Source organism: Pediococcus inopinatus (assembly GCF_002982135.1).
GTDB classification, from domain to species: Bacteria; Bacillota; Bacilli; order Lactobacillales; family Lactobacillaceae; genus Pediococcus; species Pediococcus inopinatus.
Genome location: NZ_CP019981.1, coordinates 600,329 through 617,513, shown reverse-complemented (window position 1 = coordinate 617,513; position 17,185 = coordinate 600,329). Strand labels below are relative to the sequence as shown.

The 17,185-nt window shown below is 39.9% G+C and carries 15 protein-coding genes, 19 tRNA genes, 1 rRNA gene, 1 riboswitch and 1 other annotated feature; of the genes, 4 read left to right on the top strand and 31 right to left on the bottom strand.

The features are described from left to right. Positions 1 to 11: 11 nt before the first annotated feature. The 5 genes from PI20285_RS03210 to PI20285_RS03190 all read right to left on the bottom strand — a co-directional run bounded on the left by PI20285_RS03210 (position 12) and on the right by PI20285_RS03190 (position 3,170). A complete protein-coding gene (locus PI20285_RS03210; RefSeq protein ID WP_057774837.1) occupies positions 12 to 290 on the bottom strand; it encodes a hypothetical protein in 279 nt (92 codons plus the stop codon). A gap of 18 nt (positions 291 to 308) precedes the next feature. Then, entirely contained in the window at positions 309 to 524 is a 216-nt protein-coding gene (locus tag PI20285_RS03205; RefSeq protein ID WP_057774840.1) for a hypothetical protein, read from the bottom strand. Between the two features lie 23 nt (positions 525 to 547). After that, positions 548 to 1,366, bottom strand: coding sequence for a Cof-type HAD-IIB family hydrolase (locus tag PI20285_RS03200; protein ID WP_057774843.1), 819 nt, complete (start codon positions 1,364 to 1,366; stop codon positions 548 to 550). Between the two features lie 108 nt (positions 1,367 to 1,474). Beyond that, entirely contained in the window at positions 1,475 to 2,557 is a 1,083-nt protein-coding gene (locus PI20285_RS03195; protein WP_057774846.1) for a glycosyltransferase, read from the bottom strand. 154 nt (positions 2,558 to 2,711) lie between these two features. After that, on the bottom strand, positions 2,712 to 3,170 hold the full coding sequence (locus tag PI20285_RS03190) for a universal stress protein (protein WP_057774849.1): 459 nt from the start codon (positions 3,168 to 3,170) through the stop codon (positions 2,712 to 2,714). A 131-nt stretch (positions 3,171 to 3,301) separates the two neighbouring features. On the opposite strand from PI20285_RS03190, the gene PI20285_RS03185 reads away from it, so the two are divergent. Further along, positions 3,302 to 4,138: an NAD(P)H-hydrate dehydratase gene (locus PI20285_RS03185; protein WP_057774852.1), complete on the top strand. Its 837-nt coding sequence runs from the start codon at positions 3,302 to 3,304 to the stop codon at positions 4,136 to 4,138. Between the two features lie 60 nt (positions 4,139 to 4,198). On the opposite strand, the gene PI20285_RS03180 is transcribed toward PI20285_RS03185, so the two are convergent. The 4 genes from PI20285_RS03180 to leuS all read right to left on the bottom strand — a co-directional run bounded on the left by PI20285_RS03180 (position 4,199) and on the right by leuS (position 9,731). Further along, positions 4,199 to 4,924 (bottom strand): pseudouridine synthase, encoded by a 726-nt coding sequence (locus PI20285_RS03180; RefSeq protein ID WP_057774855.1) that lies wholly within the window; start codon positions 4,922 to 4,924, stop codon positions 4,199 to 4,201. A 10-nt stretch (positions 4,925 to 4,934) separates the two neighbouring features. Continuing rightward, positions 4,935 to 6,614 (bottom strand): putative polysaccharide biosynthesis protein, encoded by a 1,680-nt coding sequence (locus tag PI20285_RS03175; protein WP_057774858.1) that lies wholly within the window; start codon positions 6,612 to 6,614, stop codon positions 4,935 to 4,937. 232 nt (positions 6,615 to 6,846) lie between these two features. Then, positions 6,847 to 7,173 carry a hypothetical protein gene (locus PI20285_RS03170; protein WP_057774860.1) on the bottom strand — a complete coding sequence of 109 codons (327 nt, stop codon included), beginning with the start codon at positions 7,171 to 7,173 and terminating at the stop codon, positions 6,847 to 6,849. Positions 7,174 to 7,316: 143 nt separating this feature from the next. Further along, on the bottom strand, positions 7,317 to 9,731 hold the full coding sequence (gene leuS / locus PI20285_RS03165; RefSeq protein WP_057774863.1) for a leucine--tRNA ligase: 2,415 nt from the start codon (positions 9,729 to 9,731) through the stop codon (positions 7,317 to 7,319). A 54-nt stretch (positions 9,732 to 9,785) separates the two neighbouring features. Further along, positions 9,786 to 10,003: a binding site (T-box leader), on the bottom strand. A 97-nt stretch (positions 10,004 to 10,100) separates the two neighbouring features. Here leuS and PI20285_RS03160 point away from each other — a divergent pair. Then, positions 10,101 to 10,745, top strand: a complete 645-nt coding sequence (locus tag PI20285_RS03160) for a phosphatase PAP2 family protein (protein ID WP_057774866.1) — start codon at positions 10,101 to 10,103, stop codon at positions 10,743 to 10,745. Beyond that, positions 10,742 to 11,308 (top strand): tRNA 5-(aminomethyl)-2-thiouridylate-methyltransferase MnmM, encoded by a 567-nt coding sequence (gene mnmM, locus PI20285_RS03155; protein WP_057774869.1) that lies wholly within the window; start codon positions 10,742 to 10,744, stop codon positions 11,306 to 11,308. The genes PI20285_RS03160 and mnmM overlap by 4 nt, the downstream gene beginning before the upstream one ends. Before the next feature lie 39 nt (positions 11,309 to 11,347). Here mnmM and PI20285_RS03150 read toward each other — a convergent pair whose 3' ends face one another. Both PI20285_RS03150 and metK read right to left on the bottom strand, forming a co-directional pair. After that, complete coding sequence (locus tag PI20285_RS03150) at positions 11,348 to 12,817, bottom strand: MDR family MFS transporter (protein ID WP_057774871.1); 1,470 nt, start codon at positions 12,815 to 12,817, stop codon at positions 11,348 to 11,350. 62 nt (positions 12,818 to 12,879) lie between these two features. Next, the gene (metK, locus tag PI20285_RS03145; protein ID WP_057774874.1) at positions 12,880 to 14,067 is read right to left on the bottom strand and encodes a methionine adenosyltransferase; all 1,188 of its coding nucleotides are present in this window, start codon (positions 14,065 to 14,067) and stop codon (positions 12,880 to 12,882) included. Next, a riboswitch (SMK box riboswitch) is annotated at positions 14,065 to 14,148 on the bottom strand. (Overlaps the previous gene by 3 nt.) Positions 14,149 to 14,362: 214 nt before the next feature. Between metK and PI20285_RS03140 the strand changes: the two genes are divergently transcribed. Continuing rightward, the gene (locus tag PI20285_RS03140) at positions 14,363 to 15,088 is read left to right on the top strand and encodes a hypothetical protein (protein WP_057774877.1); all 726 of its coding nucleotides are present in this window, start codon (positions 14,363 to 14,365) and stop codon (positions 15,086 to 15,088) included. Positions 15,089 to 15,261: 173 nt separating this feature from the next. Here PI20285_RS03140 and PI20285_RS03135 read toward each other — a convergent pair. The 20 genes from PI20285_RS03135 to rrf form a co-directional block, all read right to left on the bottom strand. Next, positions 15,262 to 15,336 (bottom strand) — tRNA-Asp (locus tag PI20285_RS03135). A gap of 4 nt (positions 15,337 to 15,340) precedes the next feature. Further along, positions 15,341 to 15,414: transfer RNA gene (locus PI20285_RS03130), tRNA-Met, on the bottom strand. Positions 15,415 to 15,438: 24 nt separating this feature from the next. Beyond that, a tRNA-Glu gene (locus PI20285_RS03125) sits at positions 15,439 to 15,511 on the bottom strand. An 8-nt stretch (positions 15,512 to 15,519) separates the two neighbouring features. Continuing rightward, a tRNA-Ser gene (locus tag PI20285_RS03120) sits at positions 15,520 to 15,607 on the bottom strand. Positions 15,608 to 15,609: 2 nt separating this feature from the next. Next, positions 15,610 to 15,684: transfer RNA gene (locus tag PI20285_RS03115), tRNA-Ile, on the bottom strand. A 12-nt stretch (positions 15,685 to 15,696) separates the two neighbouring features. Next, positions 15,697 to 15,767 (bottom strand) — tRNA-Gly (locus PI20285_RS03110). Positions 15,768 to 15,783: 16 nt separating this feature from the next. Next, a tRNA-Phe gene (locus tag PI20285_RS03105) sits at positions 15,784 to 15,856 on the bottom strand. Positions 15,857 to 15,860: 4 nt separating this feature from the next. Continuing rightward, a tRNA-Asp gene (locus PI20285_RS03100) sits at positions 15,861 to 15,935 on the bottom strand. A 4-nt stretch (positions 15,936 to 15,939) separates the two neighbouring features. Continuing rightward, positions 15,940 to 16,013 (bottom strand) — tRNA-Met (locus PI20285_RS03095). Positions 16,014 to 16,023: 10 nt separating this feature from the next. Then, positions 16,024 to 16,113, bottom strand: a tRNA-Ser gene (locus PI20285_RS03090). A gap of 50 nt (positions 16,114 to 16,163) precedes the next feature. Next, positions 16,164 to 16,237 (bottom strand) — tRNA-Ile (locus tag PI20285_RS03085). Between the two features lie 21 nt (positions 16,238 to 16,258). Continuing rightward, positions 16,259 to 16,332: transfer RNA gene (locus PI20285_RS03080), tRNA-Met, on the bottom strand. Between the two features lie 33 nt (positions 16,333 to 16,365). Next, a tRNA-Pro gene (locus PI20285_RS03075) sits at positions 16,366 to 16,439 on the bottom strand. Positions 16,440 to 16,443: 4 nt separating this feature from the next. Next, a tRNA-Arg gene (locus PI20285_RS03070) sits at positions 16,444 to 16,517 on the bottom strand. 10 nt (positions 16,518 to 16,527) lie between these two features. Continuing rightward, positions 16,528 to 16,613: transfer RNA gene (locus tag PI20285_RS03065), tRNA-Leu, on the bottom strand. A gap of 29 nt (positions 16,614 to 16,642) precedes the next feature. Further along, positions 16,643 to 16,714: transfer RNA gene (locus PI20285_RS03060), tRNA-Gly, on the bottom strand. Positions 16,715 to 16,726: 12 nt separating this feature from the next. Further along, positions 16,727 to 16,799 (bottom strand) — tRNA-Thr (locus PI20285_RS03055). Between the two features lie 47 nt (positions 16,800 to 16,846). Then, positions 16,847 to 16,919 (bottom strand) — tRNA-Lys (locus PI20285_RS03050). 2 nt (positions 16,920 to 16,921) lie between these two features. Continuing rightward, positions 16,922 to 16,994 (bottom strand) — tRNA-Val (locus tag PI20285_RS03045). Between the two features lie 9 nt (positions 16,995 to 17,003). Next, a 5S ribosomal RNA gene (rrf, locus tag PI20285_RS03040) occupies positions 17,004 to 17,120 on the bottom strand. Between the last annotated feature and the right edge of the window lie 65 nt (positions 17,121 to 17,185).

Here is a 17,185-nt window from a genome sequence, read left to right as displayed (position 1 = left end):
CTTAATTTAGACTACTCATCCAACTTTACAACCGTTCCGTAACCCACAACTACCAGAAATTTTGGTGCCACACTGACATTAACAATTTCCGTATTAAAATGGACCCCGACCAAGCCATCGCCATCTTTCAATTCTGCGCGCTTGGTTAATTTTTGCTTTGTTTCTTCGATGAGTTGATCAAACATTTGATATTGATCAATTTCATCTGCCGATAACATAATGCGACTTGTTGCTGACACAATGTCGATGATTGTGTGCCCAGCATTCACTTCTTCAGTAGACATAAACATAATAATCCCTCTTTTACTTTAAGGTCGATCTTCTTCGTCTTGTTCCGCTTGGTGCCGTTTTAGAGCGGCCATTCTGATTTTTAATTCGATCAAGACAACTGAAAGCATCGCGAATAAAAAACCGAGAATCCATAAGATAACTAAAAGCCAAAAAGGCAACTTAACAAATTCAGTTATCAAAATTAGCCCAATCGCAAGCAAAGCTGGAATAACAATTATCGCTGCTTTTTGCATAAGAAACCTCCGTTCCTGAAATTTTAGTCCAAAACAAACTTATGGATTGCTTCTGCCACACCAGTTTTGTAATTATTTTTAGTCACATATTTAGCGATACTTTTCGCCTCATCTGTCCCATTAGACACAACAACTGGCATCCCTACTTTCCGCAGCATTGGTAAATCATTGCTATTATCTCCTAAGGCCAAAACTTCATCTTTTTTGATTCCCAAAGATTCGGCTAACTCTAATGAGGCCGTTCCTTTATCAGTACTCAAATGATTAAATTCGGCGTACATTCCAGAAGAATAACTAGCGTTTAATTGATTATCAAAAGCTGTCATTACCTTATCATGCACTGGATGGAGAGCTTTTTCATCTGGATTCATCGTGATGACTTTCATAATTTTTTCGTTTTTAAAAATTGAAAAATCCTTATCAGTCATAATTTTATACTCAACATGACGAGGCTTCAAATAAGCCAAATCTTCCTCACGAGGATTATAAATATACAACTTATTTAATGTATAAACATGTGTATCATTGTGTGGATATTGCGATGTAATATCAAAAACACCTTTGGCTTCTTCGTACGTCATTTCATTTGTCTGTAACACACGGTTGTCCTGATTTTCAATGATCGCACCCCCATTGTATGAAATCACAAATTCATCAGGCTTTTGAAATAAGGACAACTTTTTCAATAAGGGTTGAACTGAGGCAAATCCTCTCCCTGTATTAGGAACAAATTTTACACCTTTTTCGGAAGCGGCCTTAATTGCAGCAATATTTTCATTAGAAATACTTCCATCCCTGCTAAGTAAAGTTTCATCTAAATCACTAACTATTAATTTATACATTTCAAACCATCGACTTTCCTAGTTCACTATAATTGTAAACGCTATACTCATACCATATCGAAGTTTTGCAATGTTTTCAATGCTATTTTTCATTTTTTACTTCTTTTTTTAAGAAAGAATCGTTAACCATTGTTTTATAATAGTATCCACCATAAAAGAGCTTCGAATCCGTTCACATGACTTCTTAGCATAAAGCTGTCTGAGTGGTTCGCTTATTATCAGCTTATTTAAGGATTCAACAAAATCTGGAACATCCTTTGCTTTAGTTAAAACTCCGTATTCATTTTTTCCTAAGAATTCTTTTGAACCTGTGTTTTCCATCGCAACAATTGGCAACCCAAATCCCATAGCTTCACCAATGACTAAGGGCATCCCTTCCCATCGCGAAGTAGATACAAAAATAGAGGCAGTCTCATAATGGGCCTGTAAGGCTTCGTCTTTAAGCGCTCCACGGTAAATGATTTTATCTGCCACATCAAATTGAGCGATCAATTGTTTGAAGATCTTCATTTCCGATTCGGGACCCTCTCCTGCCATGGCAATTTTCCAATCATCTGGTAAATATTGGGCGGCCTCCAGTAAAAAATCAATTCCTTTGTGTTGAATGGAAATACGAGCCGTAAACGCAATGGTGTGAGCCTTTAAGTCAGCTCGTTCTTCAGCCACGATTGTGAGAGGGTTATAAATTTTGACCGTATTTTTATTAAATTGGCGATAATTCAAATAATCAGATTCAGTTAGCACTACCACAACATCCGCTGCTTTTAATCCCTGAACAAATTCAGATTTCATTAACTGATAATACTGCGTTAGATAAGTTTTATAATTATTATGCATCCACGCAATGACATGAATTTCAGGAATTTGGGTCTTAATTAACGGAGCAAAACTTGTTGTTAATCCTGCCGGTAAAATAACGGTTTGAAATTTTTCAACCTGAATATAATTACATAAGTCCTCAATTTGGGGTTGGTATCTTTCATAAGGCTTCTCACCAAAATAATTTAGAATATGTCCCGGTGCTGGGCGTTTTGCAATTACTAATTCAGCATCCAGTTCATAATAAGGTGCCACATCTTCTAACGAGTAGTAAGTCACATCCACATATTCGGTGAGTGCGTTACCTACAACCGTTGCGGCCCGTTTCACACCATCCATTTTTACATTTTCCAGTACAATTAGTAATTTCATATTTGAATAACCGAGATAATCTCGGCTTTCCCCCTCTCTTTTGGTTAGTTTAATAAGACCAGCTTTCTTTTTTGCGTAAACTAATAGTGGACCAGTCGTTTTCTTATTTAAATGATCGCTCCACCATTAATTTTCTGAATTTATTTGTAAATTTTTATCTAACTACCATGACGTCTGCCAAAGAGTGTTCCAAAATATAGGCCGAATTTGATCCCAAAAACATTTGTGCAACCCGATTTGCGCCAGTTGCCCCAATGTAAATTAAATCAATTTGGTTCTCCCTTTGAATCGTTTTGGCCAATTCTTCGTGTGGACTACCAATTTTTACAATGCCAGTCACTTGTTCAACACCTTCGCCTTGAACGCGCGCGACAATTCCGTCAATGGTTTCCTGTTGCTCTTTCAATCGATTATTTTCGTCAACATCAGTTTCAACAACGCCAAAACCTAATGACGACTGCCCTATTGAAGATTGCCGTGGTTTTAAAACTTGAGCAATATACAGTTTTGCTTGATTTCGTTTAGCTGCATCGATTGCCTTATCTAAAGCCCTCATTGAAGTTTCTGAACCGTCAATCCCAACCAAAATATTTTTATATTGTTGATCTTGCATGTGACTCATCTCGCTTCCTGATTATTTAACTTTATTATAGCAAGCGTTTACGAAATCTTATAGTAAAAGGCTCTTCTTGTTTTTATTATCGCCTTATTTTCGTTATACTAACCCTAAGGAGGCATAATGCCATGCAGACGATCACACAAACGTTAGTAAAAGAAACGATTAAAAAACGGGCAACACAGACCCATAAAGGTTCGTTTGGAAAATTATTAATCATTGGCGGTAATGCCCAATTTGGGGGAGCAGTTATTTTAGGGAGTAGTGCCGCCGTTTACTCAGGTTGTGGTTTGGTTACGACTGCAACTGACCCCCATAATTTTACGAGCCTTCACGCCCGACTACCTGAAACCATGGTGATTGATTTCACTGATAAGCAAACGATTCAGACCATACTAAAAAAAGTGGATGGTGTCGTGATTGGTTCGGGTCTCGGTGAAACGCCATCTTCTTTAGAAATTTTACAATTTGTTTTTCAAAACATTCAAGCCAATCAAAAACTGATAATTGATGGCTCGGCCATTGATTTAATTGCTACCCATCATTTAGTGCTACCTCAGGCTCACATTATCTTTACCCCGCATGAAATGGAATGGCAACGACTATCTGGTATTCCCATTAAGGAACAATCAGAAGCAAATAATCATGCGGCTCAACAAAAGCTAAATGCCACGGTAATCCTAAAAAAGCATCACACAGAAGTTTATACAAATCATGAAACCTATCAGCTCTTAATCGGCGGCCCAGAAATGGCAACTGGTGGAATGGGTGACACTCTGGCCGGCATGGTTGGCGCTTTTGTAACTCAGTTTTCTGACAATGAAACTAAGAGTATTTTAAGTGCTGTTTATCTTCACAGCTTCATTGCCGATCAACTTGGTAAAACTCAGTATGTTGTTTTACCCCATCAACTTATCAAACAGATTCCTCAAACGATGGCGCAATTTTCTAACCAAAATGACTAATCAGCAAAAAAGGCTTCCTAGCGAATTCTCAAATTCACTAAGGAGTCTTTTAATTTAATTTCATTCGGTTAATTTTAGTAAATCGTCAACTTCTGTTTGAGTTAGTTCACGATAATTTCCGGGTAGTAACCCTTCGTCAATAGAAAGGGGCCCCATCTGAATTCGCTGTAGATTGACAACCTTTTGCCCTACTGCACCAAACATTCTGCGTACCTGATGATACTTGCCCTCTTGAATTTCAACATGAATAGTCGTTGTATCCTCCATCTTGTTATAATCCAAAATTTCAAGCCGAGCCGGATAAAGTTGGGTCCCGTCTTTTAGTTCAATTCCCTTAGCAAACTTCTCGATTACTGCATCATCTAATTTTCCGGTTACCGTTGCTTCATAGGTTTTTTTAATATGATGAGCTGGTGACAATAATTTATGTGCAAGGTCGCCATCATTGGTAATCAGCAATAATCCTTCTGTATCTTTATCTAGGCGCCCGACTGGAAACAAATCCGGCCGATAATCTGATTTATTGAATATATCCATGACTGTTTTTTGGTGAGTATCAGTCGAAGCCGAAATCACACCTAGTGGCTTATTTAGTAAATAATAATAGTGAACCTGATACTTAATTTCTTGTTCACCCAGTTTAACTAAGTCTTGGGCAGGATCTAATTGAGTTTTCCCATTACGGACACGCTGGGCATTTAAGGTCACCTTCCCTTTTTTGATCAGTTGGGTAATCTGATTTCGTGTGCCCACGTTCATTTGATGTAAAAACTTATCAACTCGCATAATTCACCCCTTAATGAATTCTCAATAATCGTCGAATTCGTTCCACTCTGGATCCCAGCATGACATCTGCCAACCTTGTCTTTAATGTCGCGTATAAATAGACAAAACCGCCTAGGCAAGCTGCTAAAACACAAACGACTACTGCTATCATCTTGCTGTAAGGATCCAAGAACAAATAAGCCAGCCGAACGACTGCAAAAGCAACAATAAATGTCAATAAACTAAACCCGAGGATCCCAGAAATTGGTTTACTCATTCGTTTAAAACCAATTCCGTATTCTTGATTTAAATGGCGTAAGATCAGCCAACTAACCACACAAAATCCGATTCCTGTCGAAAGGATTGGCCCCATCGCTCCTAAGTAAGCGACCAGCGGATACTGAAGGACAAGCTTCACAACCACGCCAATCGCAAAATAAGCGACTGCCCGCACGTTTTCGGAAACCCCCTGCATAATTGCCGAGATGACGGTAAAGAGCCCTAGAATGACGGAAACGTAGGCAGAGACCTCCAAAATGGAAGTCCCAACTACATCATAGTGATAAAATAATGTGTTTAGCGGTTGGGCTACAGCTGCCATCCCTAAAGCTGCGGGAATCATAAAGAATGCAAATAGTAACAAAGCATCCGTAATCTGGCTATTAATTTCCCGTTTATCCCCACGCGTTTTTGCCTCTGAAAGCATTGGAACAGCTGTAATGGCCATTGCCGAGCCCAAAGAAACAACAATCATCACTAATTTATTCGAGTTAAACGCAAAATCAGCGTAAAGGGTATTCACAAGTGAGGTCGAATAGTTGAAGACGTGGTTCATAATACTAAAGAATGAATACTGATCAATCAGTTGAAAAATGGTGATTGCCGAGCCAATAATAATAAATGGTGTTGCTTGTGCAATAATTTCTTTATAGAGTTGTTTTGTTGGAATCGCTAACTCTTGTTTACTATTTTGGGCTAACTCTCGCAAACGACTGCGATGGCGCAAATAATAGAAAACAAGCACTAACATTCCCCCAATGGCACCAATAAACGCTGCAAACGTAGACTGCGAAACTGCGCTGACCCAATTACCATGCTGCACTTTCATAATTAGAAACGCAGTAACTAACATATACACTACCCGGGCTAGCTGTTCGACAAACTGCGAAATCGCAGACGGTGCCATTTCCTGATACCCCTGGAAAAAGCCCCGGGTTAAACTCATTGTGGGAATAACCAAAACTGCCCAGGCTAACGAATGCAGAATAGGAATCACATTCACATCCCCACTCGAAAGCACCGGTGCACCAAAGTACAGAATTAACGCGCAAATGATCCCAGTGGCTCCGGATAGTAACAACCCGCGTTTATACAGTCGTTGTCCTACCGCAAACTCATTGATTGTATTATAATGCGCAACTTGTTTGGCGATTGCAGAGGGAATCCCCGCAATCGCAGCAATTAGGAAAAAACTATAAATATTATATCCCTTAGCAAACAACGCATTCGCGTTATCACTCATACTACCAAACCAAATCACCCAGGGAATTATGTAGATTGCCCCCAGAATCCGAGAAAAAATACTTCCCGCCGTCATCCAGGCTGATCCCTCGATCATTTTATCTTTTGAACTAGATTCTTTATTAGTGTTTCGCAACGGTTGAAATCCCGCGCTAGTTGTTTGTTGGTTATTTTGAGGTTCTTCAGACATAATTTGTTGACCTGCTTTCAATTACTCAATCTTAACTATTTTATCATGCCTTGAAGGCAATTCAAATTTTAATTTATTTCGTAAGAAAATATAAAGAAATGAGCGAGGATCGTTAAAAAAACGAAAACGGCCTTTGCTAAATTCAAAACTTTGCGGTATACTAGTTGGAGTTGAGATAGTGCTGAACGCCAGACCATTTATAGTGGTCTGGCGTTCTTTTTTGTATCCATAATTAATTTTTTGAAACCCCGGCTGCCACGTCTTCAATGAGCTCGTCCATGGCTGTCGGTTCCTCATCGCATTCAAAATAGGCTCCGTGATAGACTTTCCGCAAGGGATCTTCAACATCCATGTACCGCGACTCAAACTTAGTCACTGTATAGCTGCCATCTGTTTCTACTAAAAAAATGGCACAACCGTCAGCCTCTTTATAGCCATCCCGCGTAAATGTAACAGGAAATGTGCATCTCTCAAACTGGTACTTAATTCCATCTGTGCGAGGATGCAACCGCATATTAATTTCTGAAACGATGTTGCCCACTATACTATCAATAGTCATATTTTTTAAAGCCTCTATTTTCAATTGAATAATTTCAAAATACTAAGTTCTAGCGTATCATATCTAGAATTACTTTCAAGTCTAACAAAAAGGCGTCCAGAAATAAGCTCTGGGCGCCTTTTGGATCTGTTTATTTAGTTGAATTAAACAACGATATTCACAATCTTATTTGGAATGGCAATCACCTTTCGGATCGTTTTGCCATCTAACCATTCTTGCATACCTGCATCGGCCAAAGCCAATTTCTCGAGTTCATCTTTGCTTGTGTCTTTAGCAACCTTCATGTGAGAACGAACTTTACCGTTCACTTGAAGAACGATTTGAACTGTTGATTCTTCCAATTTTTTCGGATCAAAAGTTGGCCAAGCAGCATACGTAATGGTTTCATTATGACCTAATAATTGCCATAATTCTTCTGCAACATGCGGCATAATTGGTGAAATCATTTTTACAAAGCCTTCCATGTAGGCTAAAGGTAAGGCATCTACCTTATACGCTTCGTTCACAAATACCATCATTTGGGAAATGGCCGTGTTGTAATGTAAATGTTCAAAATCTTCCGTGACTTTCTTCACAGTCTGATTATAAACTTTATCAAGTTTGCCATCATTAAATGTTGTCACGCGATCACGAGGATGATTATTTTCATCAATCATCAAACGCCAAACACGTTCAATCCATTTTTCACTACCATGAATGCCATCTTCACTCCATGCCACCGATTCAGTCAAAGGTCCCATGAACATTTCGTAAAGCCGCAAGGTATCTGCGCCGTACTGATCCACAATATCATCTGGATTAATAACGTTGCCTTTAGACTTAGACATTTTTTCGTGATTATCACCCAAGATCATGCCTTGGTTAACCAACCTCTGGAAAGGTTCCTTAGTTGGAACAACTCCGATATCATACAAAACTTTGTGCCAGAATCGGGCATAAAGTAAATGTAAGACCGCATGCTCTGCACCACCGATATATAGATCAACGGGTAACCATTCCTTCAAAAGATCCATATCAGCAATTCGATCTTCATTATGTGGATCAATATATCTCAAGAAATACCATGAACTCCCCGCCCATTGTGGCATTGTGTTTGTTTCACGCCGGCCCTTACGACCATTTTTATCTACAACATTAACCCAATCTGTCAGGTTAGCAAGCGGACTTTCGTATGATCCAGAAGTTTGAAGATCTTTTGTTGCTGGTAATTTTAGTGGCAATTCGTCTTCTGGGACTAAAGTTGTTTCCCCATCTTCCCAGTGAATGACGGGAATTGGTTCACCCCAGTAACGTTGGCGTGAGAAAATCCAGTCCCGTAAACGGTAATTAACTTTCTTATGCCCAGCACCCTTATCTTCAAGCCAGGCCAACATTTTATCAATCGCCGTCGCCTTATCCAAGCCATTTAAGAACTCAGAGTTAATGTGCACACCATCCCCAGTGTAAGGAGCATCCTCTACATCGCCGCCTTCAATAACTGGTTTTATTGGCAAATCAAACTTCTTGGCAAACTCCCAATCACGTTGATCATGCGCCGGAACAGCCATAATTGCACCAGTTCCGTATGAAGCCAACACATAATCGGCAATCCAAATTGGTAATTTTTCGCCATTAACTGGATTAATTCCGTAAGCTCCAGTGAATACACCGGTCTTGTCTTTGTTTAAATCGGTCCGCTCCAAATCAGATTTAGTTTCAATCTTCTTCTCATAGGCTTCCACAGCTGCTTTTTGAGCGTCTGTCGTGATCTTTTTGACCAATGAGTGTTCTGGTGCGATAACCATGTAACTTGCGCCAAACAGCGTGTCAGGACGGGTTGTATAGACTTCAATTTCATCATCTGTACCTTCAACTTTAAAGTTGACGCTAGCACCTGTTGAACGACCGATCCAGTTACGTTGCATTTCTTTAATGCTTTCAGGCCAATCAATTAAATCTAAGTCATCCAACAGCCGATCTGCATATGCCGTAATCTTAAGCATCCACTGCTTCATTGGAACCCGATAAACCGGATATCCACCACGTTCTGTTTTGCCATTAATAACTTCTTCATTGGCAACAACTGTGCCTCCCATCATATCAGGAGCCCAGTTAACTAGGGTTTCTTTTTCGTAAGCTAATCCCTTTTTATATAATTGTTCAAAAATCCACTGAGTCCACTTGTAGTACTTAGGGTCGGTTGTGTTAATTTCACGATCCCAATCATATGAAAAACCAAGTGAGCGAATTTGACGTTTAAAATTTTTAATATTTTGATTAGTAAATTCACGGGGATTATGGCCAGTTTTCAATGCGTATTGTTCAGCTGGTAATCCGAATGCATCCCAACCCATTGGATGAAGAACTTTGTAGCCTTGCATCCGTTTGAAACGAGCCATGATATCAGTTGCTGTGTAGCCTTCAGGATGCCCAACATGTAAACCCTGACCAGAAGGATAAGGGAACATATCCAAAACATAGTATTTAGGCTTGCTTGAATCCTCAACTGTTTTGAATGTTTTGTTTTCGCGCCAGTAATGCTGCCATTTGCGCTCAATTATATCGTGATTATATGCCAATTTGTTCCACCCTTTCTAAAATAAAAAAAGTCCTATAAGATATCAAAAAATATCTTATAGGACGGAAGTTTCCGCGGTACCACCTATATTTACGATTGAATAAGTCAGTCGAACTCTCAAATTCTTAACGCGAATTCACGTTAACAGCTACTTTGTCTTCACCATTAATCACCAAAAAGATGAGTTCAGCACAGTTCCAATCCATACTCACATTAACCGTATAGTTTCTGAAAAAGGGTTCTGTGCTTACTATTTCTTTTCAACTAATATTAATGGATTAATCCTATCAAACTAACCACAAAAAAGCAAGATGCTGATAGAAATCTGATATACTAGAAGCGCATTAGGAAAGTTAAGAAGGAGAATTTTATGTCATCCACTAAACAACATCATTTATGGCTCATTTTTGGTTTAATCACTGCTATTCTTTTTATTGGTCTGATGACCTCAGTTTACTTACAAACTAATTTGGTTAAACAATTTGATCAAATTATCGCCAGCTTTATTCAAACAAATCGCACAGCAAACAAAACTAGTTTTTTTCTATTCTTAACAACTCTAGGTAATCCATTACCGCACATTGGTTTTATTTTAGTCTTGGTTGCTTGGCTACTTTACAAAAAACATTCTAGATTACTGAGCTTTACCGCACTTGCTCTTTTACTCGCAACTTCTGGAAATCAAGCCATCAAACTAATTATTAAAAGACCTCGTCCCCTTCATAAACTGATTTCCATTGGGGGTTATAGTTTTCCAAGTGGCCATTCTACTGGTATTACAGTTCTTTTAGGAACTATCATTATCATTGCAGCTGTGCTGGTTAAAAAAAGTTGGCAGCGCTGGCTCATTTATCTAATTGCCTTTATTTTTATTATCCTAATTGGAATTTCACGTATTTACTTAAACGTCCACTACCCTAGTGACGTACTTGGTGGCTTTCTTTTGGGGACCACCATTGTCTTATTGACTGCCTATTTAGTTTTGCCAAGTAAAAAGGAGCTTGTTCAAAAATGAATTTAGAATCAGCATTACGTTATAGTCACACTTTGTTAGATCAAGTGGTTGTCCCAGGAGATACTGTGATTGATGCCACCGTCGGAAATGGAAACGATACTGTTTATTTAGCCGCCAGTGTAGGAAAATCTGGCCATGTCTATGGATTTGATGTTCAATCAAGCGGATTAGAGAAAACGAAAACCCAACTCTTATTAACTGGATTGTTACCCCAAACGACTTTGATCAAGGATGGCCATGAACACATTAACAACCATACCCCAGAAGATACGGAAATTTCAGCAGCTATTTTTAACCTCGGCTATCTCCCAGGAAGCGATAAATCAGTGGTAACCCATGGCAAAACGACCATTGCGGCTATCAATCAATGTTTATCAATGCTAAGTGTCGGTGGTTTAGTCGTTGTCGTCAGTTACTATGGTCATCCAGGTGGGCGTGAAGAACTTGAATCCCTACAAGATTTCCTAAAAAATTTACCTCAAAAAGACTTTCAAGTGTTAACCTATCAGTTCATTAATCAACAAAATGATCCGCCAATTTTATTTGCCATTCAAAAACGCTAAAAAAATCGATTCCTGCTTTTAAAGGCAGAAATCGATTTTTTAGTTAGTTGTTTTTGAATGCCGATAATCCAAACTATTAATTAAAATGGCCAGTACAATTAAGATCACACCTGCTAAATAAATATTGTGCAAGGCTTGATACAAAATCGTCCGTAATTCTGGAATCAGTTTGGCTGGTAATGATGAAGCCGTCTGCGGATTAATTAACTTATTCATCATGCCAATATTAAGATCTGAATTATGGGCAACCCCTTTATTCATAGTCCCATTCATAATAATTCCAAAAATGGACATCATCAGCGTTTGACCAAGCGTTCTTGCCAAAGTATTAAATGAAGTTGCCACTCCCATATCTTTTGCGGCAACCAACCGTTGTGAAGTCACCGTAGTCGATGTAATGGTAATTCCAAACCCTGTTCCTAATACGGTGGCAATCACAAAGAACAACCAAAATGGGGTTGTTTGTGGAAGTAACGCCAGCCAGGCACTACCAATCAGTAAGAAAACCAAACTAATCATCAAGGTCTGTTTTGGTGTTAGTTTAAGAATAAACTTCCCTGCTAAAAACGAACCAAAAATCCACATTACCGAACTTGGTGTTACCGCGAACCCTGCCAAAGAAGCTGGTAAGCCAAGAATTCCTTGCGTCCAAGTCGGCAAATAAACTTCAAAACCGATCAGAAAGCCAGAAACAAGCATCGTTGCCAAATTTTGGGTGACAAAAGTACGGTTCTTAAATAATTTTAACGAAATAATCGGATCTGATGCCCGTTTTTCACGATTGATAAATAAGTAGAGTGCTACCAAGGTAATGACAAAGCAAACTATCACGGACGTCCAAGCAAAGTTGGCTTCACCAAGGATCTGAAAACCATACATTAGACTCAATAACGTCAATGTCAGCCAAAGACTTCCTAAATAATCAATTTTGCCGACAGCCGTATGTGGTTTCTCGTGTAAATACAAAGCGATCAATAACACTGTCAAAAGTCCGATTGGCACATTAATGAAAAATACCCAGTGCCAAGTCAGTTTATCAACAATAAAACCACCCAATAATGGCGCGATAATTGCCGCAATTCCCCAAGCAGCCCCATTGAATCCCATCACACGTGCTCGTTTCTCGAAGGGATAAATGTCAGCGATAATCGTATTTGAAACAGGCATAATACAGCCGGCTCCAATCCCTTGTAAGGCTCGCCACCCAATCAAAGTAGGCATCGAATTAGCAGTTCCGCTTAAAACCGATCCAATAATAAAAATCATAATTCCAATAATAAAAATTCGTTTTCGCCCAAAAAGATCAGCCAACTTCCCATAAATGGGCGTTGCTACCGCATTCGTTAATAAATAAATGGATACAATCCAGTTCATTAAGTTAACGCCATGTAAATCGCCAACAATTGTAGGCATCGCCGTTGATACAATTGTACCTTCAACGGCAGTTAAAAATGTGGCCACAAAAATTGCAATGGTGACTAAAGTAACATTTGTTTTTTTTGTTGTCATGTAGTCCCTCTCCAACTAAAAAACCTCTCCCACGCGAATTGCGGAAGAGATCATTTAAATTCTTACTTCAATAATTCTTTTAAAGCATCGACCTTATCGGTATGCTCCCAAGGTAAATCAACGTCTGTTCGACCAAAATGTCCATAAGCAGCGGTCTTTTTGTAAATTGGTCGCTGCAAGTCTAACATTTTAATAATTCCTGCTGGTCGTAAATCGAAAACTTTTCGAATTGCGGCAGCAAGCTTTTCCTCTGAAACAGTTCCTGTTCCAAAAGTATCTACAGAAATTGATACTGGTTGAGCCACACCAATGGCATAAGCTATCTGAACTTCAACTTTGTGTGCCAGTCCGGCAGCTACAATGTTTTTCGCAATGTAACGAGCCGCATAACTAGCTGAACGGTCAACTTTAGTTGCGTCTTTTCCGGAGAAAGCACCGCCACCATGACGAGCAAAACCACCGTAAGTATCAACAATAATCTTACGACCAGTTAATCCGGCATCTCCTTGTGGTCCACCAATAACAAAGCGGCCAGTTGGATTAATGAAATACTTAGTATTATCATCAAGTAACTCAGCAGGAATCACTGGTTTGATAATATGTTCAATGACATCTTCACGAATTGTTTCAAGCAATACGTTTGGATCATGCTGAGTACTCAAAACAACGGTATCAACCCGAACTGGTTTTTCGTTGTCATCATACTCCACAGTCACTTCAGCCTTAGCATCTGGACGCAAGTAACGTAATTCACCAGATTTACGAACCTGAGCCGTCTTTTGCATCAAATGATGACTAAGCATAATTGGTAATGGCATTAATTCAGGTGTTTCATCAATGGCAAAGCCAAACATTAATCCCTGATCACCAGCACCAATCTTGTCTAATGGATCCTCGTCACCTTCACGAGTTTCTAAAGAATCGTCAACCCCCTGAGCAATATCAGGTGATTGTTCATCGATAGCAATCATCACGGCACAGTTGTCTCCATCAAATCCGTATTGACCATCTTTATAACCAATTTCTTTAATGGTATTTCGAACTGTCTTTTGAATATCAACATAAGCCGTTGTACTAATTTCACCAACGACAACAACTAATCCTGTTGTCACGGTCGTTTCACAGGCTACTCGAGCTTCTGGATCTTGTTCCAACATGGCATCCAAAATAGCGTCACTGATTTGATCAGCAATTTTATCTGGATGACCCTCTGAAACTGATTCCGATGTAAATAAATGTCTCTCTTGCATTTGAAAATTTCCCCCTTATTATAAACGGTTACAAGGTATCTTTGCTTTTACGCAAATCCTTTCGGGAACAAAATAATGTTTGTTCAATATCATAACCTGTGCAATGACGTCTTTGTATTCTTCGCCAAATTAAGTTTAAAGAGTTGATTGCTACAGCTTTTCTCAATTAAGTTTAGAATTAAAAACCATCTTAACAAGTCTATCACAAATAGAAAACCTTTAAAAGACAGATTTTGGTTGACGTTCTGGCAAACTTTGTTTACGATTGAAGTATTTCACATAGGAGAAAATAAATATGCAAAAGATACATTTAACGACTGTAAATAAAAAAACAATTATTCCCGTAACATTGACAGTCATCCAAACATTTGCGACTTGGCTAATTCCTTCAATGTATGGCCACCAAGTTAGCACAACGATTCAGCATACTTTTACGAATCAAGTGATTTTAATTTTATTTGTTTTTATGTTCAATTTCCTGATTTTTGACCGCTTCACAAACAAAATGCCAATCCCCATTTTCCTTGGCATGACGGGAATTTCAATTTTAGTTGTGGCATTCTCTTTTTCGAGCATTGCACCCACAATTGGGCTACTGCTTTTCACTTGTCTCCTCTCATTACTGCCGTTTCTTTTTTCAGCGAAAAACAACTGGGCTGGCTGGCTTTTGTTCGCAATTAGTTCCATGTTCATTCTTCCAGAAACATTCTTCTATGTTCAATGTGGGTTTTTATCAACAAATTTCTTAAAAATTTTAATTATTCCCCTACTCAGTGCCTTGTTTTTCTTTTATCCATTTTTTATAAAAGAAATTTCTCATTCAGGTATTTTTAATTTAATCCTTGGTATCCTTTGTGTCGGTCTAACAGTTCTTGGTAATTTAAACACTTATACTTTAATTGCCGGCCTGTTAGTTTTAATTTCTTGGGGTTATCAACAATTTGCGAAACAGCCTAAACTGTTACTAACTGTAAATGTGATCTTATGTTTATTTTTTAACGTTCTAATTCTCATGAAATAATCTCCAACATTTCTACTTAATCCTGATAGCTTTTGGCTATTGGGATTTTTCTCTAAATCGAGCCTAATATTGATTGAACTTCTAAACGAGGTTAGGTTAATATTTGAATTGCAAAAAGAGGCTAACACCTATTGTGTTAGCCTCTTTAGCATTCTTTATTTATTTTTCCGAGACGGTTCCAACGAGACTCGAACTCGTGATCTCCTGCGTGACAGGCAGGCGTCCTAAACCAACTAGACCATGGAACCATAATTGCGGGAGCAGGGTTTGAACCTGCGACCTTCGGGTTATGAGCCCGACGAGCTACCAGACTGCTCCATCCCGCGATAATATTAATAAAACTGTGAAAATGACCCGTACGGGATTCGAACCCATGTTACTGCCGTGAAAGGGCAGTGTCTTAAACCACTTGACCAACGGGTCAAAAAAAACGGAGAAGAAGGGATTTGAACCCTTGCGCCGCTTACGCGACCTACACCCTTAGCAGGGGCGCCTCTTCAGCCACTTGAGTACTTCTCCAATGGGCCTAAATGGACTTGAACCATCGACCTCACGCTTATCAGGCGTGCGCTCTAAACCAGCTGAGCTATAGGCCCATCATATGAAAAAGCGGGTGACGAGAATCGGACTCGCGACAACAGCTTGGAAGGCTGTGATTTTACCACTAAACTACACCCGCATAAATGAACATTAGATGGCGCGGGACAGAATCGAACTGCCGACACACGGAGCTTCAATCCGTTGCTCTACCAACTGAGCTACCGAGCCATAACGGTTCCAACGAGACTCGAACTCGTGATCTCCTGCGTGACAGGCAGGCGTCCTAAACCAACTAGACCATGGAACCATAATTGCGGGAGCAGGGTTTGAACCTGCGACCTTCGGGTTATGAGCCCGACGAGCTACCAGACTGCTCCATCCCGCGATAATAAAAAAGGAGGATGAGAGATTCGAACTCTCGCGTGGTTTGACCCACCTGACGGTTTTCAAGACCGTTCCCTTCAGCCAGACTTGGGTAATCCTCCATTACAATATACGGTTTTCATGCCCACTAACATATCAAAAACACATTAGATGGACCTTGTAGGACTCGAACCTACGACCGAACGGTTATGAGCCGTCTGCTCTAACCAACTGAGCTAAAGGTCCAAGTTCGTATATTAAAACCTATCGCGGCAGGGGGGATCGAACCCTCGACCTCCCGGGTATGAACCGGACGCTCTAGCCAGCTGAGCTACACCGCGATCTTAAATATAAATGTATATAAAACCATTTAATCGGGAAGACAGGATTCGAACCTGCGACCCCCTGGTCCCAAACCAGGTGCTCTACCAAGCTGAGCTACTTCCCGAAAATGCACCCAGTAGGAGTCGAACCTACAACCTTCTGATTCGTAGTCAGACACTCTATCCAATTGCGCTATGGGTGCTTATTAAAAATGCCGAGGACCGGGATCGAACCGGTACGGTCATCACTGACCGCAGGATTTTAAGTCCTGTGCGTCTGCCAATTCCGCCACCCCGGCAATGCTTGTGCTTGTAGCTGAAACTACAAAGCGGAAGACGAGATTCGAACTCGCGACCCCCACCATGGCAAGGTGATGTTCTACCACTGAACTACTTCCGCATAATTATAAAATGCCGACTAGAGGATTCGAACCTCCGACCCCCTGTTTACAAGACAGATGCTCTGCCAACTGAGCTAAGTCGGCATCATTCTATAATTAATTATTTAAAAAACAAAGGCACATAGTGCCAATGAGCCGTGGCAGTCTCGAACTGCCGACCCTCTGATTAAAAGTCAGATGCTCTACCAACTGAGCTAACGGCTCAATGGAGGATACAGGGCTCGAACCTGTGACCCTCTGCTTGTAAGGCAGACGCTCTCCCAACTGAGCTAATCCTCCATAATAAACGCATGGCAACGTCCTACCCTCGCAGGGAGCGATCCCCCAACTACTCTCGGCGTTAAGAAGCTTAACTTCTGTGTTCGACATGGGAACAGGTGTATCCTTCTCACTATCGTCACCACACTTCTCCGATCCACTTCCGCGGCTCGTGTGAAAGAAATTTATTCTCTCAAAACTAAATAATATCG

Excerpts from the sequence above, each read along its gene's own strand:
- PI20285_RS03210 (WP_057774837.1), bottom strand. The coding sequence starts at position 290 with ATGTTTATGTCTACTGAAGAAGTGAATGCTGGGCACACAATCATCGAC.
- PI20285_RS03205 (WP_057774840.1), bottom strand. The coding sequence starts at position 524 with ATGCAAAAAGCAGCGATAATTGTTATTCCAGCTTTGCTTGCGATTGGG.
- PI20285_RS03200 (WP_057774843.1), bottom strand. The coding sequence starts at position 1,366 with ATGTATAAATTAATAGTTAGTGATTTAGATGAAACTTTACTTAGCAGG.
- PI20285_RS03195 (WP_057774846.1), bottom strand. The coding sequence starts at position 2,557 with ATGAAATTACTAATTGTACTGGAAAATGTAAAAATGGATGGTGTGAAA.
- PI20285_RS03190 (WP_057774849.1), bottom strand. The coding sequence starts at position 3,170 with ATGCAAGATCAACAATATAAAAATATTTTGGTTGGGATTGACGGTTCA.
- PI20285_RS03185 (WP_057774852.1), top strand. The coding sequence starts at position 3,302 with ATGCAGACGATCACACAAACGTTAGTAAAAGAAACGATTAAAAAACGG.
- PI20285_RS03180 (WP_057774855.1), bottom strand. The coding sequence starts at position 4,924 with ATGCGAGTTGATAAGTTTTTACATCAAATGAACGTGGGCACACGAAAT.
- PI20285_RS03175 (WP_057774858.1), bottom strand. The coding sequence starts at position 6,614 with ATGTCTGAAGAACCTCAAAATAACCAACAAACAACTAGCGCGGGATTT.
- PI20285_RS03170 (WP_057774860.1), bottom strand. The coding sequence starts at position 7,173 with ATGACTATTGATAGTATAGTGGGCAACATCGTTTCAGAAATTAATATG.
- PI20285_RS03160 (WP_057774866.1), top strand. The coding sequence starts at position 10,101 with ATGTCATCCACTAAACAACATCATTTATGGCTCATTTTTGGTTTAATC.
- mnmM (WP_057774869.1), top strand. The coding sequence starts at position 10,742 with ATGAATTTAGAATCAGCATTACGTTATAGTCACACTTTGTTAGATCAA.
- PI20285_RS03150 (WP_057774871.1), bottom strand. The coding sequence starts at position 12,817 with ATGACAACAAAAAAAACAAATGTTACTTTAGTCACCATTGCAATTTTT.
- metK (WP_057774874.1), bottom strand. The coding sequence starts at position 14,067 with ATGCAAGAGAGACATTTATTTACATCGGAATCAGTTTCAGAGGGTCAT.
- PI20285_RS03140 (WP_057774877.1), top strand. The coding sequence starts at position 14,363 with ATGCAAAAGATACATTTAACGACTGTAAATAAAAAAACAATTATTCCC.